Below are 26,065 nucleotides of genomic sequence, written 5' to 3'. Positions count from 1 at the left end.
ACCTGAAAAAGCTATTGCCACCACCCCGTCTTCAGGCATACATAGATACTCTGCATTAGCACCAAAGTTTTGGCCGCGATATCCAAAAACTTGGTCCCCTTTCCTAAATAGTTTTACATTTTTGCCAACGGATTCAATTTCGCCGGCAAACTCACTCCCTAGTATTTTTTTTCTAGGTTTTCTGAAACCAAAATCTACTCGCCCGAGGAGCCAGAAGAGAAAAAGCATATTGAACTTGCTAGGAGAGATTCCCTTGAAATTTCGAGCCATAATATCCCCGTAACCGACTTGTGTCGCATATACTCTTACCAATATTTCATTGTCCTTGGGAGTAGGTTTGTCTACCTCTTTGAGTTGAAGGACTTCAGGTGGTCCGTATTTTATGTATACAATTGCTTTCATACATATTCCTCCAATTGGTTACTCTTTGTTCTCATGTTTAATAGTATTAGTACCATATGATCCTCTGGATTAACTTATTATTGTATTTACATATTCGTCGGTAAATGAACCCTCTGTTATCATTCCTTAATTAATCCCGCTACACGGGCTTGATCCGCTATTTAATAAAAATTATAACAATATAGCCTCTATATAATCTAATAACGGAACGACAGTCCGCTCACTATACATTCGGGCGGTGCCTGTACGAAGAACAACGGACAGCTCCTGCACTGTCCGCTCGTTTTCATTTCGCAAATGGAACATTCAACAATTCTGGTACTGTGACAAACTCGTACCCTTGATCTTGCAATGTCGGGATAATTTGGTGAAGAGATTCGATTGTATTTGTTCTATCACCATCCCAATCTGCACCATCATGCATGAGAATAATCGCTCCTGGATGAACGATGTCTAACACATTTGAAGCAATGACTTCCGGTGGATCTTCCTGCCAATCCAACGAATCCACTGACCAGCTGATAACTGAATATTGCATTTCAGCAAGCTTTTCGACTAATTCATTATATAAAAAACCATATGGCGGTCGGAATAGGCTTGTTCGATAACCAATAATATCATTAAGAACGTCTTCCGTTCTTGTTACTTCCCTCTCTAGTGTTGGTATATCGGCCTCTTTAGCAAGGTTAGGATGAAAGTAAGTATGGTTTCCGATGACATGACCTTCATTATTAATCCGTTCAGCAATTTCAGGATAAGCGACAGCTCGCGACCCCATCAAGAAAAACGTAGCAGGTACATTGTACTGATTCAATACATTTAATACATCCTCAGTAAAACGTGGGTCAGGTCCATCATCAAAGGTTATAGCGATTCTATTTTGATCAGTTGGACCATGTAAGAAAAAAGTATCTGGATACCTTTGCTGCAAGATCGTCATATCAACAGGCTGCTGCCGAACTCGCTCTCGATTTTCAGGTCCCCCTCTAAGATCAGGAAAGTCTTCCTTAAGTTTATCTGATTTGTCTTTTTTCCACCAAAACTGTTGCCAGCTATCGCCTGTGGCTGGCTCATTAGCATGAACAGTCATGATATCCGGAATTTGAAAACAAAACAAAAACACAACAACTAACATCAACTTTAACATGCTCTTTTTCATCTATTCATCTCCTATCAAATAGTATTACATAGTTATTTTTGATAAAAAAGGAAAGTTTATTCAAAGAAAAAGAAAACAGTCTCATTATTTTCTTCTTTGCGTTATTTCTGCCTTATCGCTAAAAATACGAGTAAGAGGTGATGAATACATTTCTATTTTGGTCTGCGTTGTCTAGGGCATCGAGAACGTCTCAGCTGACGGATCTAGGAATAGTCTTTCTTTCCACACATAACGTCTCCATTGTCCACTAACACCCCCGATATGTAAAATCTAAAAAGTAGTATTCGTTTGTTTGGCTTTTTTATCCTTAAGTGAACAACTAAGCTGATGTTTTCTCTGGAACTTTAGTTCTTTTTCCATTGAAAAAAGTTCCTGTCCCCCGTACTATAAAAAGTACAGGGGACAGGAACCGCAATGTAAAGTCTCAAATACTCTCTTCTTGCTCTTTCTCCATATATTCTTCCCTTATTATGGTTTGATAGTATTTCAATTCACTTCTAGCTAATTCCACAGCTTGCTTAACTGTGCTGACTTTCTTTCTAGACCAATGACCTGCAACTTCATCAATCAGAGATTTCGGTAATCGAAAATCTTGTGTAAATAATACAAAATCAATTAAAACATTGATTACTGGATCGAGGAGTTTGAAGTTACTCTGTAACCCCTTGATCACTTTAAGGTCTGCTTTGACAAGTTTACTTTCACTGCCCATTATTTCTAAAAGTTGAAACTTTTGTGAGGTCTAGGATGTGAAATATTCTTCAATCCTGATTTTACAGTACAATATGATTTCCTAGGATGATAATAAGGATGGTGGCCTTTTGTTGCTTCACAGCTTCAACAATATTATCAAAAAACAGAATTACATCATTTGATTGAAACACATCACCTTGGGCTTTAGCACTTTGAATTTTCTTTTTAATATAATAGTTTTCAATATTTTGAGGTGGGATAAGTTGATTTAGGTCAATTAACACATCCGACTTACTACTATCAAGATATGGCTTAATAGAGATACACTTAATATCGATACCATTCTGATGTAGCCACGCAGACACAGAAAGGATTCTTTTATCAAATTCATTTCCAACAATAATGATTCTTTGAGTTTTGTTTAAGACATTGTTTAATATATCTCGAGAGTCAATATCTAAAAATTCAAGAATATTGTCAATCGCATCCCCTTGAAGACTAAACTTCTTAATGTACTCTTCATAGATTTCGATAATGTCTATTGGCTTTAATGTTGAACAATACGAGCAATATTTCAGAACTTGAAAGGGGAGTATAAATTATTTTGTGTAAATGGGAATTGCTCTTAATAAAGTAAAAAGGCTTTACGTGGAGATGGCGGCTACGTGTATATGTGCAGCCATTTTTGTTTGCTTTCTCATTTTCAAAAACGACTCCCCTAAATTTTATATTTAACAAAATTTACACACAAAAAAAGAAGTTGTTTCTATAAATGTAAAAATTATGATTTAATATAATAGAAGATAATCCATCTTCGATAAAAACTATTTTGATAGAGTGATGGAGGTACAAAATGAAAAAGAAAAAGGGAAGTAAAATCACAGCTTTAATGCTAATCTTGATGTTGTTCTGCAGCATTTTTCAGTCGGTTTATGCTTATGCTGAAGATCCTGGATCCATAAATGCTGCAAAACAGTTAGTAAAGAATCAAGAATATCTATCATCCTTTAAAGAGGCAGAACAGGTTCATTGGTTTAAGATTGATTCCATTTATGAGGACATGAAAGAAAATTCTCATTATCGAATCCAATTCTCCAGTGAGAGAGAAATGAATATTTCTGTTTATCCAAGTCTAGAGAGAGCAAATAGTGATGATACATATGAATCCTATAGAGGTTACTCCATGTTAAACGAGACGACCGAGATTGATTTCCCTCTTGCTTGGACAGGTCCCTACTATATAAAAATTGAGTACTATGGAGCGGAGGAAGACGATCCGGAATTCGCGGAAGAATCCGAATATGAAAATGCCGTAAGTGCGGATTATACCTTATTATTTAAAGGGGTAAAGCAGTCTCCTACTTCTGTAAGCATCGGCGAAGATTGCCCCGTTGAGCTAAGTACTGATCAAAAAAAATCAGGTAAAGAAATATTATCAAGGCTCCGTAATATTAGAGACCAGTTTCTCTCTCAAACAGAAAAGGGTAAAGAATTAACCTCTTTATATTACAAAGCTGCTCCGTTTATCGTAGCAAAAATGACGTTTCACAAAGATATAAGAGAAACGGTTTATCAAGATTTAGTAACATTAAAACCGATTTTCAATGAAGTAATCGAAAATGGTTCAGATAGCTCATATAAGCTTAAAAAACAAGAGCAAGAATCAATTAATCGGTTGTATCAGCTTGCACTCGATGCTGTTCCTCATTCATTAAGTACAGAAATGAAAAAAATTAATGAACAAGTAAACCTGGAAAAGTTGGAAGGGCTTCGATTATCCACTATATTGGATAATGCAGGAATAGCGCCAGCAACGTCCAAAGTAACTCAAAATAAGGTCATTGTGAAGCTTAAAGAAGGAAAAAATTTAAGTTCTTTTAAAGCCAAGACAGAGAAATTCAGCAGTAAATCGACTATTACATCCTTTAAAGCAAAAGATTCTTTATTCGAGAATATGTTCTTTATGGAAGTAGGAAATGATAACCAAGCTAGTATTACTTCCAAACAAATGAAGATGACTCTCGAACAGCTTTCAAGCTTACCAGAAGTAGAGTATGTGGAAGCTGTTCAGCAATACCATACGTTATCCTCTGACATTTACTACTCAGATCAATGGTCCCTGAATAATTCAGGAAAGGATTTCGGACAAGCAGGTGCCGATATTAAATTCGATCTTTTACAAGAGGTATTAAAGAAGAAAAATATACCAGAAACATTAATTGCCGTAATCGATACAGGTGTAGATAGCAGATTGGCAGATTTAGAGAATAAAGTTCGTACAGATTTAGGTTATAACTTTGTAAGCCGCAATAGCAATGCATTAGATGACAATGGGCACGGAACCCATGTATCTGGAATTATTGCAGCCGAATCAAACAATCATTTTTCGATTACAGGTATTAACCATGCAACAAAGATTATTCCAATCAAAGTGCTTGATTCTTCTGGAGGCGGCGATACAGAAACGATTGCGTCAGGTATTAAATATGCTGTTGATAATGGGGCAAACGTCATCAATCTTAGCCTTGGCGGATCTTACAGCCGTGTGATCGAAGCTACATTAAAATATGCAGCTTCCAAAGGGGTTACAATTGTAGCTGCAAGCGGAAATGAACAATCATCTATGCTATCCTATCCTGCTTCTTCCAGATACGTTATCGCTGTTGGAGCAACTAATAGATCTGACATCGTTTCAGATTATTCGAATTATGGGGATGGGCTTGATCTAGTGGCACCAGGGACGGACATACCTAGTCTTCTTCCAAATGGAAATGTTACGTATATGGATGGAACATCTATGGCAGCACCGCATGTGGCAGCTATAGCTGGATTACTCTTATCGCAAAATCCGAAGTTCGAACCAGTAGATGTCCGGAAAACCTTAACTGAAACAGCCGAAAACATCGCATTTGAGGAAGTAGATAACCCAGAAAACTATGATTATGTTGGTGAGCCGATTGAACTATTACCAGGCTATGACACAGTATCAGGCTGGGGAAGATTGAATGCTTACAGTTCCATCAGTGCTGTCGATTTGAATATAAAATTGGATCCGCTATTCGACAATCAAAATGCAGTAACAGGTTCTGCAAAGAAGAACACTCTTGTGAAAATCACTAACGGAAGCAAAACGCTTGGCACCGGAACTGCCAATTCAAACGGCAAATTCAAAATTAGTATTCCGGTTCAATCCGCTAATCAAGTACTGTACGCGGAAGCTTCCGGAGGAAATGCCACAACTGCGATTAGAATCATCGTAGGAGAAGGCGAAAAACCGCAAGCTCCAAAAGTAAACAGTTTAAGCAACAAAGATACGTATGTAACGGGGACTTCTTTGCCGAATATGACGGTAAAGGTAAAGGATGCAGCCAAGAAAGTTATTGCTTCCGGCATAACAGACCGTAATGGTACTTTTAAGATAAAGATTAGTAAACAAAAAGAAGACACTATCATATATGTAACAGTTACCGATATTGGAAACAAAGAAAGCAGTGCAGTAAAAATAAAAGTACTCGACAAGATTCCTCCAGCAGCACCAAAAGTTAATACCATTAGTGATCGTGATACAACCATTAAGGGAGAAACAGAAGCGAATGCAACGATCACCGTGAAAAGAGGCGGAAAAACCATCGCTTCTAAAAAAGCAGACAAAAAAGGGAAATTCAGCATCAAAATTTCCAAGCAGAAAGCTGGAACCAAGTTGTCCATTACCGCTAAGGATGCGGCAGGAAATATTAGTAAAACAACCACCAAAACCGTAATAGACAAAACAGCCCCAAATGCACCAAAAGTAAATAAAGTAACCGATCGCGATACAAGTATTAAAGGGAAAACGGAAGCAAATGCAACCGTAACTATTAAGCGAAATGGAAAAATAATTGCCACCAAAAAGGCGGACAAAAAAGGTGCTTACACAATAAAAATTAATAAGCAAAAAGCTGGTACAGTCCTTTATATAACCGCAAAAGACAAGGCTGGGAATGAAAGTAAATCCACGAAGGTAACCGTTCAAAAAAGTAAATAAATAAGAAAAACCGCCCGGTCCTTTTTTGGTCTAGCGAATATCCGATAACTTGTACTCTATGCCATATACACCTTTATAATACTCTGGGTACATTTCTCCCCCAATGTTTTCACATGTATGAAAACATTGGGGGAGTTGTTGGATCTCCATCATCCATTAAGTCAAAATCTCTTACTACTAGGTATTATCGGTTTCATTTTAGCTAATAAAAGCCTAAAGGAAATAAAAGCATCGAACGAAAATGGTTTTAGGTTAGCAATTGGTGGCAGGATTTGTAGCATTGTGGGAATATTGATTTCACTATTTTTGTCCACTCAAATTTATGTTTGAATTTATTTTAATGTAAGAGGATTGATTGGTCGTTTTGAGTGCGTTACTTCAATAGGGGTGCTTTTCGTTCATGCACTAACGACGCGGAACAAAAACTACCACAAAAACATAGTTGAATATATTATTTATGCTCCTGGCGTTGGAGTGGCTCTGAATGCATTTACAGTCTTGTCCATAACAACCTGTGCATCACTTCCCGAATCAAGAATCGTATTTTGAAGCGATTCTTTTTCTACCAATACTGTTGTTACGGTAAGCGGCTCTGATGCTTCGGTAGTCAACAAAGCGTCGACTTGCGCAGAGAAACAAGAATCACTTATCTTGGCATGAACCTCCGTGGCAACAACATGATTATTAGAAATATAATTTCCATTACCCGAAACAATACGTATGATTACAGGTGTTGCACCTACCGGCTTGATGTTCTGAGTATTAATTACTTCAGAAAAGTGATTAGCAATTACAGAATTATTATTGCCACTGATATAGAGGAGACCATACAAATCATCTAAACCATTGTCTATTCCCAGAAAAGGAGTCCAAGGTTCATGGTCACGTAAAAAGTGATTTGAAGAAACCATGTTTTCCGAACAATTTTCCCTGAATACCACCATTCCTGGATAAAATGAATGAAGTCTATTATTTGTGATACTGGAACGTGTCACACCATCAAAATAGATACTGCTCGCACCTCGTGGAAAAACATTATTCGCTGTAATCAAAAGTCCACCAAAATTTTGAGCGTAAATTGAATATCCTTTAAAACCGGCTCCTATCAAGTTATCGGTTATTTTTGAAGCCTGTCCCCAACCTCGTAGTTCTATACAGTTACCACATTCAGCTATGAAATTATCATGTATAGTCAGAGCATCTGCATGATAAATAGTAATTCCATGCTCTAAATACACAAACCCCATGCCTGTAATCCGAAATGAGTCACAAGCACTTGCAACATAAATACCCGTTTTCCCGTTAGTGTATGTGTTTTCCGGATTTGTTTCTCCTGAACCATCTTCAATAAAATGCAAACCATCAATACAAAAGTCAGAAAACTCTACCGAACTTATTCGGGGATTTCCACTTCGTTCAACATAAAATGCAGCTCCTTTATATTCCTCGTCATTCACTTCTAGGGGAATATCTACGAGTATGCGACTTCCTCCCGGCCACAATTCATGCAACTCCGCCCATTCATTCTCAGAAGTATTAAAACGAATACTCGAAGATGTAAACCCGTGTCCAGAACCCATAATTTTAAGATAACTGATGTCTATAACTACTTGACTGCCAAGATGATAATCTCCCGGTGGAATATAGATAACCGCACCCGGCTTTCCGCCTTTATTCACATCAGTGTCCGTTTGCCTACTTTTAATATCTGCTATAATGCTATTGATTACCTCACCAATATCCTCATACGGATTACCGACAGGCCACTCTGTTACGTCGTAATAATTTTTACTAGCCATAAATAAATTCTCCTATCAATTTAGTGTGTTTGTTCATAAACTACTTTTTCCTTGATATAGCTGGAAGTAAAGCCACTACCTAAAATCTTCTATCCACTTTCAATACTAAAGCTAGAAAATACTTTTAAGTTTCTTAAATTTCTTCTTTGGTTATCTATAATCCATATGTTGACCGATTTACTGTCACTTTACCTATTAAACACAATGAACACCGACACTCTCTTTTATTACCACATTTCGAAGGTACTTTCAAATTAAAGAAGTAGTTAATGAACTTATGCTTTAGGACTCTATTGAGTATTGGAAGAGCAAAAAGGGTTGAATAATTTTTATTCATACAATGCCCCCCTTTTATTTTTCAACTTACCTTATACAATTTATTTCCCTTGGTTTACTTTTTCCGCCAATAATAACGCACCGACAATACCAGCATCACCTTTTAAACCTGGTGAAACAATATAACTTGTAAGATCTGGTGTTGAAACGTATCCGCTTAAAAGCTTTTCAAATTGACTTCTGATTGAGTGAAGTAAATGGTCCTGCGCCATCACACCGCCACCGAGGATAATTTTCTCTGGTCTAAGTGTTAATGTATATGACATAAGCGCTTGAGCCATATAATTGGCTTCAATCTCCCAAAATGAGTCGCTCTCGGAAAGTTCGTTACCTTTTTTGTTAAATCGTTCTTCAATAGCTTTACCAGACGCCATTCCTTCCAAGCAATCCTTATGAAAGGGACAAGCACCTACAAATGGGTCATTTTCATGCTTACGAACTAAAATATGCCCCATTTCCAGATGGCTAAATCCTTCGAGAATTTGATCATTTATGATCATTCCTCCCCCGATTCCAGTTCCTACTGTTAAGTACAGACAGCTTTTACTATCTATAGCGGCCCCCCGAATTTTTTCCCCATATGCAGCCGCATTCACATCCGTCGTCCAAAAAATAGGGATGTCATACCTTTTTTTCATCGTTCCCACGAAATTAAAATTACTCCAATATTTTTTAGGCGTGTCTGTCACAAATCCGTATTTTAAAGAGTTTATATCAACTTCAATTGGTCCAAAGGAACCTATCCCTATTGACTTCAGGTCATATTGGTCAAAGAACTGAAATACATTGGAACATGTCTCCGAAGGAATCGTTGTAGGAAACGAAACACGATCGATAATGTTAAAGTCTTCATCTGCAACTGCACATACAAACTTTGTGCCTCCTGCCTCTATAGCTCCTAACAATTTTCTTCCTCCTCAATCTATTACTTTTTTGATTGACCATACTTTAAGGTCTTCAATTTTCATTTTCCCTGCTGATGCAAATAGCTTACATAAATTGCTGTTTAGATTTGGGAAGATTCGCTTTGTAATAACTTGCTCCCCCCGTTTATAAACAATTCAATTGAAGTTGTATCTAATAATATTCTTAATTCTAATTTTCCATTTATAAATGAAACAGGAGCTCGCGAAACACTTTTTTCACCAGTTCCAGATAAATTACGGTCCACAAGTACTTCTTGTTTCATTATATCTATTATAATTTTCGTTCTTTCGTGACCATCTTCACTTGACCGAACAAATAAACCAAACTCATTTGATGAACTTTGTGCGATATCGTAGACAATATGAATCTCAGACGATACAGATAGTTGAGGATCTATCATATATTCATTTTCATATTGAAATGATTGAAAATCCTTCAAGTTCTCTCTTAAAGTTTCTATCTCATCTACTGGTACTTGGTATAATTTAATATCAATGACCTTCAATTCACGAGGGAAAGTCATCGCACCAGCCCATCCTTCTTTCTGAGATGGTCTATGTGAAAACCACATGTCCATCCATGCAATCATAATGCGTCTATTTTTATCATCTACGAAAGTTTGTGGTGCATAAAAATCAGAACCATAATCTAAGGTATTTACTAGTCCTTGGGTAAATTGTTTAGTCTTGTAGCTCATATTACCAATGGTATAAAATGGTTTCTCATTTTTTGTGCCGTACATAGGTGAGACGATAAGGACATCCTTATTATCCAATGAAAACAAATCTGGACATTCCCACATATCTCCTTGAGTTCCATCACTCTCAGCTACTACTCCGATATACTTCCATTCATAAAGATCTTTAGATTGATATAAAAGAGCTTTTCCTATTCCTTCTTTTTTTGAGCCAACAATCATATAAAAGAATTCTTCATATTTCCGTACTTTAGGATCACGAAAATCCTTTGTTCCATCTTTCGGAAAGTCATTAATTATGGGATTCCCCTCATACTTTTTGAAGTTTATTCCATCTTGACTCGTCGCAACACATTGAACTTGCATTGGATCTTTTTCAATTGAGTGACCAGTATAGAACAGGTATAAATGATCATTTTTCACAATAGCACTACCCGAAAAGCACCCATGATCATGGACTGTTCCATAGTCGTAAATCTCTGAAGGTGCTAAAGCAATTGGCAAGTGCTCCCAATTAATTAAATCACGACTTTTTGCATGTCCCCAATGCATTGGCCCCCATTCTGGACTATAAGGATTATGTTGATAAAAAATATGATACTCACCTTTGTAGAAAACCAGACCATTAGGATCATTAATCCAACCAGTAGGTGCCATTAATGATAATTCAGCCTGTACTGGCTCTTTTGCGTCTCTTTACTTAGTTCGGTAATAAAATCATTGGCTTTTTGTTTTTCTTTCTCATGATATATCATCATAAAACTCTCCTATTTTAATATAGAATAATTATTAGATTTCGTATAAGTTCTAACTCAACTTTCGCAGACCAAATTAGATAGGTAAGCACTAATAGGGTGAAATCCCAAGACATTATAATAGTTGATTTTAAAGTACTTGATATTTTTTAAAATTCTTTTGCTTCAAAACATCAAGAAGAAGCTTTACTCCAATTCAACAGTCAAATTGCATTTACTTCGTCACAAGGGTTTTAGATAGATTTGTTATACCCCTTCTTAGAAATTCGAATTCTAGAATTTCAATAAATCTCTTTCTAGATTCATTTCAATTGCCTTCTCATATATTTTTAATAAATCTTGCGTTTTCATTCTAAACATTTTTTTCATCTCCTAAAGTGCATTAGAATTGAGGTTCTACAATACACTTATTATTCTTTTACAGCACCTAGCGTCATACCACTCACAATGTACCTCTGAACTAAGATTGAAAATACCATTACCGGTAAGCTGAAACTTACAGCGGCAGCTGTCATTGGTCCCAAATCCAAGTTATATGCTGTCAAAAATTCTGAAATTCCTACAGTCGCAGTTTTTGCATTGGTACTAGTCAATAGTAATGCAAATAAGAAATCATTCCAGGCTAACATGAAACAAAATATTGCCGCTGTAGCTAATCCAGGGAGAGATACAGGAAGTATCACTTTAATAAATGCCGTAAAAATATTGCACCCATCTATTCTAGCTGCTTCATCAAATTCTTTTGGGATATTGTTGAAAAATCCAATCATGAGCCATATTGCAAAAGGAACATTGATGGCCGTATAAGTAATAATTAAAGCTACTCTAGTATCTATGAGCCCCATTCCATTAATGATAATGTACATTGGTATCGCGATACTGATCATTGGAACCATTCGCACACACAATGTAAGTAGGAGAAATATATTACCTGTTTTCGAAGAAAACCTAGACAGTCCATATGCCGCAAGCGCTCCTAAGAAAACAGCTAATATTGTACTAATTGAAGCTGTAATAAAACTATTGAAAAAATATTTTGCAATGGGCATCTGATTAAACATGGCAACATAGTTTTCTAATGATAATTCTCGCGGAAAAAATGTTGGTGATGGACTGATCGCATCTGATGAAGGTTTAATAGACGTCAAGACTATATAGATATATGGACTAATAAATAGTAGTGCTAGGACAGTGGTAATTAAACCGATAATTGTTTTATTCTTCTTAAATAGTCTTCCTAGCGTATTCTCATTAGAAACTCCTGCATTAGGTTTACTCAATTTAAATCTTCCTTTCTATTTCTTGTTAGCCTTGAACATTGCTATTAAGAAGTATGAGCTTATTACTAACAAGAGAATAATGAATATTACTGCCATTGCACTTGATTCTCCAACTAGCCCATATCTAGTAAGTGTTTTGTACATGTAAGTGCTTAATACTTCTGATGAATTTGATGGTCCCCCTTGTGTTAACACCCATACAATATCAAAAGTTCTAGCAGCATCAACGGTCCGAATTAGCACTGCTACAATCATTACTGGAAACAGCGAAGGTAGCGTTACATAGAGAAATGTTTGTATTTTATTCGCCCCATCAATATCGGCTGATTCATATAATGTTTTAGAAATCCCTTGAAGTCCGGCTAATAAAACTAACATCATAAATGGAGTGGTTAACCATATATCCGCAATTATTGTTGACAGTAAAGCAAACCTCTCATCTGATAACCATTGAATTGCATGCCTACTAGAAGTTATGTTATAATCGTAGAGTAGTTTATTTACTATCCCAAATTGGTTATTTAACATGAATCTCCAAATTAAACCTGTTACTAAAGGGGCTATCATTAACGGAGCTAGCATTATTGTTCTTACAATTCCGTGTCCTTTAAAAGCAGTATTCAATAACAAAGCAAAAAATAATCCGAGTATTAATTCGAAACATACTGCAACAACGACATAAATGAGTGTGTTCGTTGTTGCTCCAATAAATCTTTCCGATCTTATTGCCTCAATATAATTGCTCAAACCGACAAATGTTCCTCTGCCTTGAGCAATCATGTCGATTTCAAAGAAACTATCTCTAACTAGCAAGGCCACAGGAAAGAACAAAAAAACTAACATAAAAATTCCTGCAGGAGCGAAAAAGCAAATGGAAACTCTCGATTCTTTTGTCATACTATCACTCACTTCGTTAATATTTATTTAAACGGATAGGGATGGTGCCCCTACCCATTTAAATTTAGTTAACTCTAGTTCACTATTCCATCAATTATTTTCTTCGCCTTGTCTAAGGCTTCTTGCGGTGTTTGCGAACCACTAAATACATTCTGAATTGCTGGAAGTAGAGCTTCACTTTCAATCTGCTCCCATTTGTCGGTTGATGGTCTATTTTTAGTTTGTTTTCCGTTTAATGTGGTAGCTAACTCGTTTAAATGTGCAAACTCCTCTTGTTGACCATACTCTTCGAAGACTGACTGTCTAGCAGCAACCCCTAGAGCATCTGCATACAATTCATTATTTTCGTACAAAAATAACAAATATTCTTTAGCAATATCCTTTTTCTTTGATGAAGATGGAATTACCTGATACCAAGGTCCAGGGACAACACCTATTCCACCATCTCCTGCAATCATCGGAGCCGCACCTACATCCCCGGCCACACCTGATGTATCTGGATCATTTGAGGGAACAAAGAAATGCCCCCATGCTAACATCATTGCTAAATTACCATTATAAAATAATTCTGATGTTTCTGCCGAAGCTGTTTCCAGAACCCCTTCTGGAACTACACCTTCCTCATTCACTAAATCATTAAGAAATTCTAAAGCTGCTACATGGTCGTCGTCATTTACAATGACTTCACCAGATTCATCAATCACTAAGGATTCCGCCCCAGCCTGAGCAACATGGTCTAACCAACTCGCCACTGAGTCACCTGACGTGGCTCCAAAAACACTAGTACCATATAATTCAGGATACTTCTCATTTTTTCCAAAGAAACTGGCTACATCCTTATATTGATCCCAAGTTTCCGGAGGTGAAAGCTCATACCCGAATTCCTCAGAAAATTCATCTTGATTATTGGAGTCATTAAATAAATCTTCCCTGTAGAGTAGAATTTTAGAGTTTGTCCAAGTAGGGAGCCCATAAACATTTCCATCCATTGAAGCCCCGTCTATTAAACCAGGGAATAAATCGTTCTCCATTTCATCAGTTATTTCTTCTTGAATTGGCTCTAAGCCTCGGTAAAGAGCCGGTAACCAAATGGTATCAATTGTTGCAACGTCGAAGGCCCCCGCACCAGACGTTAATTCTGTTCTCATTCTGTCATATACACCTGAATATGGTACAGACTCGATGATAACCTTATAGCCAGTATTTTCTTCGAACTCTTCTTTTGTCAGGTCTGCAACTGTTTGGGCTGGACTACCACCTTCAACAAGAACGGTTAATGTCTGATCGCTACTACTTTGATTTGTGTTATTACCTGCATTACCGACTTCATTATTTGAACCACAAGCAGATACCAACGCAACAAGCAATGAACTACCAATTATTAATAGTATTTTTTTCATATTAATACCTCCATTATTATTGCATCTTTCATAAAAGGTAACCCACCTAATGGGCTATTTGGACTCCATACATTCATTATAAACCCTCCATAAATTTAAATTATCTAATGCTTGCGATTACTAAATTCCCCTCCTTCGCTTAGTATGACATTTGTACAAAATTACTAGTTAATCGATTAACTGAGGTCTAAAAAAAATTAATAGGATGATCTTTTTAGATTTTCAGTCTTTAATTTAATATGCTGACAGTCTGAGGTAGGTTTTTGTATTTTATTTAGAATTAATTCTGCAGCTTGCACACCTATTTCGAATGCAGGCTGTTTAATAGCTGACAGAGGTGGGGAAATAATTTCTGTCCAATCATAGTTGTCGTATCCAATAATTCCGATATCATCTGGAATTTTTAACTTTTGTTCTTGAATAAACTTAATGGAACCCATAGCCATTATATTGTTTGCTATAAATATAGCATCGATCTCTTTTGAAATTAGTTGTTTAGCCAGGTCGTAACCTGATTGAAAAGAGGATTCGCCAAATAATACATAATCGGGATTAAAACTTATTTTATTATCTGATAGAGCAACTTTGTATGCTTCAAATCTTTCATTATTGGGGTTAACATATATTTCATTATTTGATAGTTCTTTATTTGCTTCAAATTCATCATTAGAAGTAGGTATTCCTAATCCAGAACTTAAAAAGCCAATTTTTTTAAAACCAGATTTAATCAATTCATTGATACCTTCATAAGTTCCTTGGAAATTATCTACTAAAACATAATCTCCTTTATAACCAACAGGCAATCTATCAATCACAACAATTTGAAAGTTATGATCAATTGTTTCATTTATGCTTTTAAAGTTTTCATTTGTCGGTGCCAATATTAATCCATCAACTTGAGTATTAAACATTTTTATAAGGTTTAATTCTTGTTCCGGATCCTCTTTTGAATTACTTAATATTAAATTATACCCCCTGCTTTTTAATTTTTCCTCTATCCCTTCTGCAATAGACATAAAAAAAGATTTAGCGGTATCCTCGCGATTTATAGGAATTATAAATCCTATTGTATTTGTCTTAGTACTTCTTAAACTTCTTGCTGCAGAATTGGGATGGTAATTCAGTTCCTTTAGCACTTTATTTACTTTACTTTTTATTTTTTCTGATACATATTTATTTCCATTAATCACATGCGACACTGTTGCAGTAGAAACTCCAGCTTTTTCAGCAACATCTTTAATACGTACATTTTTAATACTTTTCATATCTTCACCAAATTTCACTTGTTGTATCATTCAGTTAATCGATTAACTAGAACTTAATATTTGTCTTTATTTCATATCATTTACATAGTTTTGTATTTAAGCCCTTGAACACTTTACTTTTAATTTTTCGTCATTAAATATTTATTGCCTTAATTACGTGTGAAACTGCTACAGTAAAATCTTTCCCTCTCTCAGCAACAGCTTTAATACGTTTTTTATTTCGTACTTTTCATCAAGTCTTATTTGTAATACAATCGAGTTAATCGATTAACTTATCCTTTATATTATCTTCATTATATTTTAAATCAAATTTTATGTCAATACTTTTATGTAAGTGTTTTCATTTTTTGTAAAGGAGATGGGTACAATTGAACTTTTTATTAATATTTTGCACACTAACCTTTTAAATTAATGTACATCTTATCTTTAGTTTCAACTTTCTCCTTTCAAGTCCTAATGCTAAATCACTAGCCATGTTCAATCAATTAGACAATATTGAATTGAAAAAGTTAGACACTTAGACTTTTTTGCTTGGATATCAGAAAAACTCAAGACCTTTTTTGTACCAGATTGGAGAAATTTTTTCACTTTTTTCAACAAGAAAAAATCATTTTCAAGATAGTTTATTGATATTATAGATCAAAGCGTATATGCTTAAGCACACTGAATTTTGACTAAACTCATTCTTCAATCGTGAATATGTCGTTCTTTTCTTAATTGAATTGATTCGCAATATAATTTCTTATTGTTTCTTCATCTACTGTGGTACAAAAATAGCTCCTTGCCCATAAGTGCTGACCCCAATATTTCTTTTTCAATTCGGGAAATTGATACTGTAGAAGCCTTGATGATCTCCCTTTTAGGTACTTCATGATTTTACTTGGAGCAAGACTTGGTGGACATGATAACAATAAGTGGATGTGATCTTTTCCAACACTTCCTTGCAAGATTGTGATTCCTCTTGCTTCACATCCTTGCCTGATTAATTCTCGCGTCTTACGGCAAACGGACCACGTAACACCTTATATCTATATTTTATTACCCAGATCACATGAAACTTGATGTCAAAGACTGCATGACATTCTTCTTATATCCGTCCATACTTTCACCTCACACCTTAAGTATGGACATCGAAGTACAAGGCTAAAAGCGTATACCGGTCTAAAGACGGTGGCTTGTCTATCCATCACTGTCGTTTCATACACAACCCCAAGAATATCAAAGACAGTCATCTTCTTATACCGATGACATTTACGACCATTCTTTTTGAGCAGCTGATAAAGGCGATGCAGAATTTTCAAAAGTTCGTCTGTGCCAACTGCCATTGCTTGAAATAATAATGGAAAGTAATCTTTAATCATATAAATCGCCTTGTATTCACTCAACTCCTGCTTTTTCTTTTCAAGCAGTAGCTGTCGCATTTGAAACATGGTAGAAGAACAGATGAGAATGCCGATAAGTTGGCCATATAAATGGCACTCAAGGCGTTATTTTTTGATTGTTTTACATTCATCAATTTTAAAGAATGACTTCCATATTTTAAATAAAATCTCAATCTGCCAACGCAGGAAATAGAGGGGAAAGACATAATCAGTGGGAACTTCTTCTGGCGATGTATTCGTGATATAGACATTCATCCCCATCAAGTGCTTACTTTTCTCCTTCATGACAATGCCTTTCTTCTTTTCTCGTATTGCTAAGTTTTTAAGGCGTGTTTGCGTTTGATTGTCTGTTAAACGATGGAAAATAACACGTGCTGGAAAGCTTCTGATTTTGGCCAATGTATGCCTCGGTGATTTCCATCGTTTTACCAGGAGTTAAACCGGACATCATTTATGCCATATCAAGCTTGATGTATTCTGTTTGCTTTTTTATCGTGCCATTGTTGAAGAATTCTGGCTCAGGATTTTTGATATAAATACGTGTATTTAGCTTCAACCGCGAGATATAATAAGCCTCTTTTTCATGAATGGCTTGTAAGTCTCCTAAATCAAAGTAACCAAGATCACGTAAACATAAATCACCCGCCTCTATTGTTTCAAGGCAGTTGGTACCGTATTTTTTATCATTGTTCTTGCCTGGACCTATCTGTACGTTTAAAAATTGACCACTCAGTAAATCGTATTCCAATTGGATTTTAACCCCCGCAGTATTACTACTCCCTCCAGAACCTTGATAATCAGTTGAGAAAGAATCAGGTAACTGAAACACAGTCGCATCTAAAATCCAATACGTTCGAAAGCAGAAATCATGTGTGAAGATAGCGATTGATTTAAACAGAGTTTTTCACCAAAAACGACCGCGATACTCCAGTAAAGGAATGGTTATTTTTGAAACTTCTGAACAAACGCTCCTCGGAGACCTTCTATTTGTTGGCTATTGCTGTATCCGTACTAGTAGGTATGCTTATCTTGACTCTTATTAGATCATGATAAGCCCTTGGTCTTTTTCTTTCGAACATACTCAATTATCGCAAAAATGATTTTCTCCTCGCGATCATCAAAATTCTGATCGTACAATAATCGCTGACCATCAAAACCAAATGCATCAAGCAAATAGAAGACTCGGGGCTTGCTGTAGGCGCTGCTGTTCTCCTGACAAGCCTTCCATACGTCCCTCTCTAACGGGCTTGAATAGCCACAATGTTCAATGCATTCCCGAATACGCGTTTTCTTAAGCTCCAAGAAGCCTTCCCAAATGTTTTTGTTGGCTAATTCGATCCACATTTCTGCACGGATACGCTCCTCCTCTTCTTTCGCAACACTTGTTTCATGATGGTCTTCTATCTCTTTCACAACATTTATTGCAATAAAATTGGGCAACCGCTCTTGAATAAAGGTATTAAGCGCTTCTTCCGGAATCATCCAGCCTTCTTTTCGAGAAGTTGGAGCCTTCGCTTCAATGACACCTTGCCGCAACCAGCGGCGAACACTCTCTTTGTGTGTAGTCATTTTATAGTGTTTTAACCGTTCAAATGCTTCGTCTACACTGTACATCTTCATGGTCTCACCTCTTAAACAACAATTGTTGTAATAATTATAATGCAACTATTGTTGTTAAACAACCAGGATCACTCTTTTTTTCTATTCCCTCTATCTAATCAAGGAAAGGAAAAGAAAAAAGCCAACACGTCTGCTGGCTTATCTTACATCTTTACTGTCCGAATCACTTACTTGAAACTCATTACGAATCAACCACAAACTCAACTTCATTTTATGAATGACCACAGGAGGGAAGCCTAAAGTTCCCTCCTACTCCCACATTTACCTGATCCACTAAACCCTAAGATGAAGATGAACATCTACAACATCTGACAGCCTAGTTTCTTCTACATTCCTAGTTGTGTTTGTTTTTGATTCGATAGTCTGCTGTTTGAAAGAGAATCTTTACGCTCATCGTTCCAATCTTTAGTGTTCTTTGGTCTGTGATCGACAAGTGTATCTTCTCGCTTTAACGACTTACGTAATTTCTCATGAAATTCTCTTCCAGCTTCATCATTATCAACGCAAGAAATAATTTGCTTTACGCTATGTCCTATTTCTTCTAAGTCTTTTACGGTACGATAAACTGTATTCATTTTCAACCCACTCATACTAACTAATCTCGTATTTTGTACTTGCTCTTTTTTTACCGACCAGTAGGATAGTAGATCAATCGGTGATTCAAACAAGCGACCTTATCTGGCCTTTTTCCAACATCGATCGTAAAACCACCATCCTCTTTCGAGTTAGACATGACCTGTTTGAATGTTCCACGTTTTGTATCTATTGTTTTTGTACCTTACCGATCCGCACCAATGACTTCCCCTTGTGCATTTTTCCATTTGAATACCGCATTGTCTTTCTTTTCTTGCACGAGCAAGTCTTTTTTCATGCACCAATCGACAACTCGACTATCAATTTTACGTTCATTGACAAGATAATCTTTGATGTTTTCTGTATTAGTAACTTCAAAATATTTTGGATATTTAAATGGCTCTTTTTCGACTGCTGCCGCACGAGCTTTAGTCGGTGCATATTCATGTTCGTTCACTCTCTTAACAGCGTCAGGAAACGTTAAATCATAATAGCTCATAGCAAAACGAATCGCACCAAATCGACCTTCTTGACGACTATTCCAAAAAACTTCTCTCCTTTGATGACTAAACTATCATGATCTCCAAGGCGATAATAAGGTTCTGCCCTCTTCCCTTCTTGTTTAACATCAATACCATTTGCGTCAATGAAGTCAATCAAGCGTACTTGCTTCGCTTGATTGATCTCATCGGTTGTAACTCTTGTCAACTTGCTCACCTCCTACATGCTTAGACCGATATTTTTTTGTTGGATAGGTGATTTTTGAAATGGAGAATCTTTTTCTTTTGCTTCCTTTTTTGTGCTGCTATTTGTCATACGATCTTTCATGCTGCTTTCCATTCGATCTATCATTCTTTCATCTACGATTTTCGACTTCAAGGCAAGATATTTTACGTCAGCATATTGATTTTCGGCTTTCATTCGATTGACTACTTTTTCTTCCGTTAATTCACCTTTGTTTTCGGCTTGCAAGTGTGACTGGTACTTCTCATAATGCCCTTTTAAATGAACCATGATGTTAGTCGTGTCCATTTGTTCTTTATCGTTAGTGAAGTTTTCATGAACATTTGATTTTAATGAATCAAGTTCACTTTTCGATAAATAGTTATGATGAACAGCATAATGTTCAATAACTTGAACATCACTATCTGATACATCAATCGCTACCTCATCTTTTACATTTGCATGTTTAAGATAAAGGTTCTCTTTATAGATACTTTCCACCGTAGTAGAAATAACTTCCTTTGAATAGATATCTTTTAATGAATTTCAATCTACATTCTATGATAAGCATGATCGTAACGTCTTAAATTACGAAGAATTTCAAGGTTTTGATCAACAGAAAGCCATTGAAGCTTTTAATAACTTGAACGACTGTGGAATGTTCAAATGGATAATGTAAAGATGATTCATCCTAGATGAAAGAGTATCTTGATTTTATGAGTAAGTTTTATACCTACTCTCCAAGAAACTCTGTGTTAATTCAAAAGCAATTTAGCAGTGCTGAAGCAGTCGGAAGTTTTACCTTTTGGAAAAACAAAGGGTACTCCGTTCAAAAAGGCGAAAAGGGAATAAAAATATTAGTACCTACAAAGTATCAAACATTTGAGCAAGAACGTGAAGGAAAAATATATCAAGTCGGTGTAAAGTATGCTTCGAAAGAAGAAAAAGAAGCAATTAAAAAAGGTGATATGAAAACAAAAGATCATATTGGCTATGCTGCTGGATATGTTTTTGACATATCACAAACAAACGCAAAAGCTGAAGATTTGCCCAGTATATTTCCTAAAAGATGGATTGATGGAAAAGTAGAAAATTACGATGAAATGTTTCGATCATTAAAGGAATTAGGACGTAAAATGGATGTGGAAATCTTAGACAAGTCATTTCAAGAACTCGGGGCTGCAAAAGGGTCTTATGTTGAATATCAAGCATTGAATAGTCGTGGAGAAATGGATTTATTATCGAAAGAAACGACATCTTGATATAAAATACTCCCTCTCTCTTGCGCTAACTTAAAGGCTTCTTTCATTCGATCTTTTTTCCCATCATCTAATTGATCGTCATGTTCAGAGAATAGAGAAGTTGCTATCTCTTTGTCAGCCATATAATTGTTATAAAGACTAAAATCATTTTTATTTTTCGCTTCATCCCGATCAAGGTAATTAATATAATTAGTCACAAGCATTGCATTAATTAAGTCAGATGATTCAAAATACTAAAAAACTTCAAAAAACATGTGTTCAGTCAACAAAAAAATCCTTTACAATGGAAGTACAGGTGGTTTCCTGTCCAAATCCAAAATAAAGGACTATACACATGGACAAGAATACACTAATTTCATCATTTGATAAATGGGTTTCACCCATCAATATTCAAAAACTTACTGAACAAGTCAAAGAATCTAAACAGGACTTCTACACTAAGAAACTTACAACAGAAGCCTATATTAAACTTTTATTGGTTGCCCAGTTGCACGAATTTGAGAGCCTAGAAGAAATGAGTGATGCACTTGTAGACGAAGATCTTCAAAAAACACTCGGATTTGAATCGATAAGTAGCTCTCAGCTATCACGAAAGAACAATAAAATGAATCCGTTAATTCTAGCGAATCTGTTCTTGGATCTTGTGTGGAAAATTCAACGCTATCATGATAAAAGTGGAATAAATATGCCACTGAAAATCATTGATTCTAGTACGCTCCCATTGAACTTAACCAATCATAAATGGGCAAAATTCCGTAAAACAAAGGCTGGTGTAAAACTACACTTGTTTTCATGGATAAGGACACCGTCTATCCTGAAAAAGCAGTGATTACGACAGCGAAAGAACATGACCGAAATCAACTTGAGGTTCTTGTAGATGATAAAGAAGCCATGTATGTGTTTGATCGCGGTTATGTGGACTATGAACGTTTTGATCGGATGACAGATGATGGCTATTTCTTCGTTTCAAGACTGAAGAAAAACGCTGTCATTCGTGAAGTTTCTTCTTTTACACTACCTAACGATTGTCCTGTTCTATCAGATAAAATGGTCTACATTGGTAGCACACAAAATCGTACTGAAAATGTCTTTCGTTTTCTTGAAGTTATGGATACAAAGGGAAATCTACTTCGCTTAATCACTAACCGATTTGATTTAAAACCAGAAGAAATAAGTGAAATTTACCGATATCGCTGGGCAATAGAACTCTTTTTTAAATGGCTCAAGCAACACGTAGAAATTAAACACTTTTATGGAATGAGTGAAACAGCTATACAAAATCAAGTTTTCTTAGCCCTTATCACATATTGCTTACTTGTTCTGGTTCAATTGGAGATGAAAAGTAAGAAATCTCTCCTTCGAATCCTCGCTGGTTAAAGCGAGCGATCTGGAAACCATCTTATGTTTGGATACGGAGGTTTGATGAACGCTCTAGTCCGTAAAGGAGATTTTGTCGTTGTCGTTTTGATTCAATTGTATATTTTTACCAAATGGACAGTGCCACCTTTCTTCAAGCTTTGTCTTTTTGGCTCAAAATTACTAAAATATATTAACAGAAAATTCAAACTACTTTTATGCAATGCTAGTGACAAATAGTGAGAAAATCTCTTATAAAAAATTAAAGAAACAACCAAAAAACACCGGTTCCCTTACCCGATGTTTTTCGTGCAATTTATGCAGCTTTTGACTCTTCCGTTTCTTTGAAAACCTTCGTTTTCATTTAAGTTACTCGTAGTTTACGTACAGTAGCTGGTATATGTCTACATTTTGACCTGAAAGTTGGTATTCAAATTATCATACATAACTATATTACTAAATTCCAATGTTCATAGTAGTTTCACAAGTAATCTAGACTATTCATGCTAAAATAAATGTAGGTAATTTTAGCAAATGTACTTTAACAAAAACAATATGACATACACAAACAAAGAGAATAACATCATAGAAAGAGAGAGAGGGAGAGAAGTACAAAATGAAAACAAAAATCTTTGCAGTTATTGGATTAGTTTCTGTTGCCGTAGCGGTGTATTTTTTCGCGGTAGACGGCGAAAGTAATATGACGAAAGAGCATGAAGCCGAAAATATTAAGGAGTTGGTGTATGATTACAGTGTAGGTAATATAAAAAATCAGTCCGCTTCCATCACATCGCATCAACTTATCTTGACCGACAGCGACGGAAGCCAGTTAATCTATGACTTACCTGAAGACGACTTTTTTGTTTCCATCGCGCCATACTTCGATCAAACCCATCCTTGAGCCAACCATAACTTGACAGGTTGTCAAGGAGAGATCGTGAACGAAGAGTTTTACGTATATATTGAAGATACGGAAGGTAACGTGATATTGGATGAAACATTAACATCCCAATCTAACGGATTTATTGATTTGTGGCTACCGCGAGAAAAAACGTATCGCGTAACGATTGAACATGACGGGAAAATGGTGGAGTCTGAGCTTTCCACGTTTGAGGGAGACAACACTTGCATTACAACAATGCAGTTGATGTAGTACAAAAGCACCTACTTAGGAGGGCACTGAAAAAGGTTGCTTTTTACCTTTTTCAGTGCCCCCCGGTTTTTGTATATGAAAACAACAACTTATAAAGATAGCTAGAAGATTTATTTATCAGTCTCCGAGTCCCTCCACAAAGCACGTATAATAGACAAGCTATATATGAAAAAGATGGATAAAGAAGAATGCTTAGATATACAAGAGGGTTTGAATTATTAACCTTTAAGGAAAAACGGTCTGTTATTACCTATGTATATAGTTTTCAAGCTGTGTTGATTCGAATATGGCAGCAAAGAATTGATACTTTTCTGTCTGAATAGTTTCTATTATTTTTCAATTAAATTGAAATAGGCGCTTTCTTATAACGAAAAAGCGCCTGATTGTGGAAGTAATTACATTCAGCTGGTTAGCAACATTCTAATGATGTCCGGGACCGCCAGATTCAGTTTGAACAGCATCATCTTTCAATGATTCTAATTCTTCTTCGGAAACATCACCAACGATTATTTGTTTCGTAGGCATGACATGCATGTCACGAGCTGTAACGTGGGTCTGGACAAAGTAAATACCATCTTTCTTAAATGTATGTGTAATTTGATAGATTCCTTCCCCCTGATGGACTCCTGCAATCATTTCTCCTTCATCACGCTCATGATGCTTCCAGATTTCAAATTCAACATCCTGTGCATCTTCGACATCCTCATCTCCTTGATTCACTTTTATTTGAAGCATGACTTCTTCTTGTGATGGGATCGTTTCTGGAATGAAAATATCAACAGTAACAACTTCTAGCATTCCTTGAACATCATCTGACTCTTGCGTATTGACCGTACAAGCTGTTAAAACGAAAAGAACCATTGTCATTTTTATAAATAAGATATTTTTAATCATATTCTCTCCTTACTTCCTCTTTTTACAGTTCACTTTCACTATCAAGCATACCAATTCTTAAATCTGTCTATTTTTGAAAAAAGAAAACGATCAAGAATAAACACAACAATAATAGAAAGTCCAACTAAAGGCATTAGCAATCCAGAAACAAGCATAATGATAAGAACTGCTCTTGACTGCTTTTTATCTTTCGATTTAGTTTGTGCCCCTAATTTTCCTTCAGGCTTACGTTTTTTCCACATGATAAAAGAACTTAAAATCATACCAATAAGTCCTGAACATGTCATCAATCCAAGAATTTGGTTAGCCAGTCCAAATAATCTTCCTTCATGAAGAGCTATCCCCATTGTAATGACTTTTGCCATGATACCATAATCATCAAAACGCACATCTGTTAAAACATTGCCACTGTATTGATCGACATGCAAGGTAGCATTATCACCTGGCCTTGAATGAGAAGTAGCAATCGTATAAACACCCGTTTCCCCTTGTGGCATCGAAATCGTATAAGGTTTTTGAATGTCTTTGGTTTCCGCTATATACGTGACATCCTCAAGAGATAGTGGGACATAGACACCAGAGGATGATGATGGGACAGCTATATTTTCAGTCGCCCATGGAACATCATCAGCGACGTCTTTTGTTTTAACGACCGACTCTGGCTTCTCCCTAAAGCTTAAAGCAAAAGGTGGATATCCTGTATTTGTCGCCGTTGCTAGCTTATTAATCTGATCCCCCATTACACCTGACCATGGTAACCCTGTTAGTATTAAAATAAAAATAAATGCTGATAGCCAAAAGGCTGGTACAGCATGTAAATCACGCCATAGCGTACGCCTTCTCTTGTTAAGGCGAGGTAGAACCGTCCCCAAAATCGATGCCTTACTTCGTGGCCACCACATATAAAGACCCGTTACTAAAAGGATAATTGCCCAACAAGCGGCTAATTCAACGAGCCGTTTAGCAAACGTTCCACCAATAAATAGTTCACTGTGAATTTTTTTGAAGATTTCGGTGAATTTCTGATTCGTCAAGAGCGATCCTGTTACTTCACCAGTATACGGATTTACAAATACGGACATTGATTCTCCTTGATTCAACACATTGATTTCAGTTGTTCGTGGCCCATCATTAAACCGCATGGAACGGACCAAGGCATCAGGATAGTCTTCTTTCACATTTACCAATTGTGTAGAAGGAGATGCGACTGCTTCACCTTCCGTAACGTAATATAAATCCTGATAAAGATAATTCTCAATTTGTGGTTTAAAAAGATAAACACCCCCACTAAAGGCAAGAATGAGTAAAAATGGCGAAAAGATAACCCCCCCATAAAAATGCCATCTCCAAACAGTTTGGTATAAAGCGAGAGTCTTTCTTCTTTTCTTTTCAAAGTTTTCCATTTGAGGTTGTTCTTTATGTGCTTCCATCTATTTAGCTCCTTTTGCGTACTCGCGAATCATTTCGA

The 26,065-nt window shown here is 36.2% G+C and carries 21 protein-coding genes and 4 pseudogenes; 4 read left to right on the top strand and 21 right to left on the bottom strand.

The annotated features are described in order from the left end of the window. Positions 1 to 12 precede the first annotated feature (12 nt). The 4 genes and pseudogenes from SAZ04_RS09420 to SAZ04_RS09405 form a co-directional block, all read right to left on the bottom strand. Positions 13 to 402 (bottom strand): annotated as a pseudogene (locus tag SAZ04_RS09420) (alcohol dehydrogenase catalytic domain-containing protein); the annotation flags it as partial. A gap of 286 nt (positions 403 to 688) precedes the next feature. Continuing rightward, entirely contained in the window at positions 689 to 1,561 is an 873-nt protein-coding gene (locus SAZ04_RS09415) for a polysaccharide deacetylase family protein (protein WP_332694421.1), read from the bottom strand. A gap of 424 nt (positions 1,562 to 1,985) precedes the next feature. Further along, positions 1,986 to 2,234 (bottom strand): hypothetical protein, encoded by a 249-nt coding sequence (locus SAZ04_RS09410; protein ID WP_488803322.1) that lies wholly within the window; start codon positions 2,232 to 2,234, stop codon positions 1,986 to 1,988. A 100-nt stretch (positions 2,235 to 2,334) separates the two neighbouring features. Then, positions 2,335 to 2,619 (bottom strand): hypothetical protein, encoded by a 285-nt coding sequence (locus SAZ04_RS09405; protein WP_332694417.1) that lies wholly within the window; start codon positions 2,617 to 2,619, stop codon positions 2,335 to 2,337. 488 nt (positions 2,620 to 3,107) lie between these two features. Here SAZ04_RS09405 and SAZ04_RS09400 point away from each other — a divergent pair, with 488 nt between their 5' ends. After that, positions 3,108 to 6,278 (top strand): S8 family peptidase, encoded by a 3,171-nt coding sequence (locus tag SAZ04_RS09400; RefSeq protein WP_332694415.1) that lies wholly within the window; start codon positions 3,108 to 3,110, stop codon positions 6,276 to 6,278. A gap of 455 nt (positions 6,279 to 6,733) precedes the next feature. On the opposite strand, the gene SAZ04_RS09395 is transcribed toward SAZ04_RS09400, so the two are convergent. From SAZ04_RS09395 to SAZ04_RS09330, 14 genes and pseudogenes are all read right to left on the bottom strand, one after another. Beyond that, the gene (locus tag SAZ04_RS09395; RefSeq protein WP_332694413.1) at positions 6,734 to 8,077 is read right to left on the bottom strand and encodes a NosD domain-containing protein; all 1,344 of its coding nucleotides are present in this window, start codon (positions 8,075 to 8,077) and stop codon (positions 6,734 to 6,736) included. A 377-nt stretch (positions 8,078 to 8,454) separates the two neighbouring features. Then, positions 8,455 to 9,318: an ROK family protein gene (locus SAZ04_RS09390; protein ID WP_332694411.1), complete on the bottom strand. Its 864-nt coding sequence runs from the start codon at positions 9,316 to 9,318 to the stop codon at positions 8,455 to 8,457. A gap of 101 nt (positions 9,319 to 9,419) precedes the next feature. Continuing rightward, positions 9,420 to 10,694 (bottom strand): glycoside hydrolase family 32 protein, encoded by a 1,275-nt coding sequence (locus SAZ04_RS09385; protein ID WP_332694409.1) that lies wholly within the window; start codon positions 10,692 to 10,694, stop codon positions 9,420 to 9,422. 508 nt (positions 10,695 to 11,202) lie between these two features. After that, a complete protein-coding gene (locus SAZ04_RS09380; protein ID WP_332694407.1) occupies positions 11,203 to 12,072 on the bottom strand; it encodes a carbohydrate ABC transporter permease in 870 nt (289 codons plus the stop codon). A 15-nt stretch (positions 12,073 to 12,087) separates the two neighbouring features. After that, positions 12,088 to 12,969 (bottom strand): carbohydrate ABC transporter permease, encoded by an 882-nt coding sequence (locus tag SAZ04_RS09375; protein ID WP_332694405.1) that lies wholly within the window; start codon positions 12,967 to 12,969, stop codon positions 12,088 to 12,090. Positions 12,970 to 13,043: 74 nt separating this feature from the next. Beyond that, complete coding sequence (locus tag SAZ04_RS09370) at positions 13,044 to 14,369, bottom strand: sugar ABC transporter substrate-binding protein (RefSeq protein WP_332694403.1); 1,326 nt, start codon at positions 14,367 to 14,369, stop codon at positions 13,044 to 13,046. Positions 14,370 to 14,566: 197 nt separating this feature from the next. Continuing rightward, entirely contained in the window at positions 14,567 to 15,652 is a 1,086-nt protein-coding gene (locus SAZ04_RS09365) for a LacI family DNA-binding transcriptional regulator (RefSeq protein WP_332694401.1), read from the bottom strand. Positions 15,653 to 16,347: 695 nt separating this feature from the next. Further along, positions 16,348 to 16,697 (bottom strand): annotated as a pseudogene (tnpA, locus tag SAZ04_RS09360) (IS200/IS605 family transposase). A gap of 109 nt (positions 16,698 to 16,806) precedes the next feature. Further along, a pseudogene (locus tag SAZ04_RS09355) lies at positions 16,807 to 17,922 on the bottom strand (IS4 family transposase); the annotation flags it as partial. A 138-nt stretch (positions 17,923 to 18,060) separates the two neighbouring features. Next, complete coding sequence (locus SAZ04_RS09350; protein ID WP_332694399.1) at positions 18,061 to 18,636, bottom strand: helix-turn-helix domain-containing protein; 576 nt, start codon at positions 18,634 to 18,636, stop codon at positions 18,061 to 18,063. 326 nt (positions 18,637 to 18,962) lie between these two features. Continuing rightward, positions 18,963 to 19,304, bottom strand: coding sequence for a toprim domain-containing protein (locus SAZ04_RS09345; protein WP_332694397.1), 342 nt, complete (start codon positions 19,302 to 19,304; stop codon positions 18,963 to 18,965). Between the two features lie 110 nt (positions 19,305 to 19,414). Then, on the bottom strand, positions 19,415 to 19,708 hold the full coding sequence (locus SAZ04_RS09340) for a DUF3991 domain-containing protein (RefSeq protein WP_332694395.1): 294 nt from the start codon (positions 19,706 to 19,708) through the stop codon (positions 19,415 to 19,417). Then, positions 19,705 to 19,917: a hypothetical protein gene (locus SAZ04_RS09335; protein ID WP_332694393.1), complete on the bottom strand. Its 213-nt coding sequence runs from the start codon at positions 19,915 to 19,917 to the stop codon at positions 19,705 to 19,707. The genes SAZ04_RS09340 and SAZ04_RS09335 overlap by 4 nt, the downstream gene beginning before the upstream one ends. 12 nt (positions 19,918 to 19,929) lie before the next feature. After that, positions 19,930 to 20,433, bottom strand: coding sequence for a hypothetical protein (locus tag SAZ04_RS09330; RefSeq protein ID WP_332694391.1), 504 nt, complete (start codon positions 20,431 to 20,433; stop codon positions 19,930 to 19,932). Positions 20,434 to 20,648: 215 nt separating this feature from the next. Between SAZ04_RS09330 and SAZ04_RS09325 the strand changes: the two genes are divergently transcribed. After that, positions 20,649 to 21,194: an ArdC-like ssDNA-binding domain-containing protein gene (locus tag SAZ04_RS09325; RefSeq protein ID WP_332694389.1), complete on the top strand. Its 546-nt coding sequence runs from the start codon at positions 20,649 to 20,651 to the stop codon at positions 21,192 to 21,194. Here SAZ04_RS09325 and mobL read toward each other — a convergent pair. Beyond that, positions 21,137 to 21,316 carry a relaxase MobL gene (mobL, locus tag SAZ04_RS23400; protein ID WP_488803323.1) on the bottom strand — a complete coding sequence of 60 codons (180 nt, stop codon included), beginning with the start codon at positions 21,314 to 21,316 and terminating at the stop codon, positions 21,137 to 21,139. The two genes, SAZ04_RS09325 and mobL, sit on opposite strands and share 58 nt — an antisense overlap. 212 nt (positions 21,317 to 21,528) lie before the next feature. On the opposite strand from mobL, the pseudogene SAZ04_RS09320 reads away from it, so the two are divergent. Then, positions 21,529 to 22,636, top strand: a pseudogene (locus tag SAZ04_RS09320) (IS4 family transposase). A gap of 530 nt (positions 22,637 to 23,166) precedes the next feature. Continuing rightward, positions 23,167 to 23,703 carry a CueP family metal-binding protein gene (locus SAZ04_RS09315; RefSeq protein WP_332694387.1) on the top strand — a complete coding sequence of 179 codons (537 nt, stop codon included), beginning with the start codon at positions 23,167 to 23,169 and terminating at the stop codon, positions 23,701 to 23,703. Between the two features lie 420 nt (positions 23,704 to 24,123). Here the strand turns inward: SAZ04_RS09315 and SAZ04_RS09310 are convergent, their stop codons facing one another. Together SAZ04_RS09310 and SAZ04_RS09305 are read right to left on the bottom strand one after the other, a co-directional pair. Beyond that, positions 24,124 to 24,597: a FixH family protein gene (locus SAZ04_RS09310; RefSeq protein WP_332694385.1), complete on the bottom strand. Its 474-nt coding sequence runs from the start codon at positions 24,595 to 24,597 to the stop codon at positions 24,124 to 24,126. Positions 24,598 to 24,638: 41 nt separating this feature from the next. Continuing rightward, complete coding sequence (locus tag SAZ04_RS09305) at positions 24,639 to 26,027, bottom strand: PepSY-associated TM helix domain-containing protein (RefSeq protein ID WP_332694383.1); 1,389 nt, start codon at positions 26,025 to 26,027, stop codon at positions 24,639 to 24,641. Positions 26,028 to 26,065 lie beyond the last annotated feature (38 nt).

The organism is Halalkalibacter lacteus (genome assembly GCF_036663595.1).
Classification (GTDB): Bacteria; Bacillota; Bacilli; order Bacillales; family Bacillaceae_D; genus Halalkalibacter; species Halalkalibacter lacteus.
The sequence above is the reverse complement of the archived record's forward strand: the minus strand, read 5'-3'. Positions and strand labels throughout refer to the sequence as shown.

Coding starts and splice junctions, on each gene's coding strand:
- SAZ04_RS09375 (WP_332694405.1), bottom strand. CDS start 12,969: ATGACAAAAGAATCGAGAGTTTCCATTTGCTTTTTCGCTCCTGCAGGA.
- SAZ04_RS09340 (WP_332694395.1), bottom strand. CDS start 19,708: ATGAGCTATTATGATTTAACGTTTCCTGACGCTGTTAAGAGAGTGAAC.
- SAZ04_RS09370 (WP_332694403.1), bottom strand. CDS start 14,369: ATGAAAAAAATACTATTAATAATTGGTAGTTCATTGCTTGTTGCGTTG.
- SAZ04_RS09305 (WP_332694383.1), bottom strand. CDS start 26,027: ATGGAAGCACATAAAGAACAACCTCAAATGGAAAACTTTGAAAAGAAA.
- SAZ04_RS09385 (WP_332694409.1), bottom strand. CDS start 10,694: ATGGCACCTACTGGTTGGATTAATGATCCTAATGGTCTGGTTTTCTAC.
- SAZ04_RS09325 (WP_332694389.1), top strand. CDS start 20,649: ATGAGTAAGTTTTATACCTACTCTCCAAGAAACTCTGTGTTAATTCAA.
- SAZ04_RS09310 (WP_332694385.1), bottom strand. CDS start 24,597: ATGATTAAAAATATCTTATTTATAAAAATGACAATGGTTCTTTTCGTT.
- SAZ04_RS09400 (WP_332694415.1), top strand. CDS start 3,108: ATGAAAAAGAAAAAGGGAAGTAAAATCACAGCTTTAATGCTAATCTTG.
- SAZ04_RS09395 (WP_332694413.1), bottom strand. CDS start 8,077: ATGGCTAGTAAAAATTATTACGACGTAACAGAGTGGCCTGTCGGTAAT.
- SAZ04_RS09350 (WP_332694399.1), bottom strand. CDS start 18,636: ATGAAGATGTACAGTGTAGACGAAGCATTTGAACGGTTAAAACACTAT.
- SAZ04_RS09415 (WP_332694421.1), bottom strand. CDS start 1,561: ATGAAAAAGAGCATGTTAAAGTTGATGTTAGTTGTTGTGTTTTTGTTT.
- mobL (WP_488803323.1), bottom strand. CDS start 21,316: ATGGCTGACAAAGAGATAGCAACTTCTCTATTCTCTGAACATGACGAT.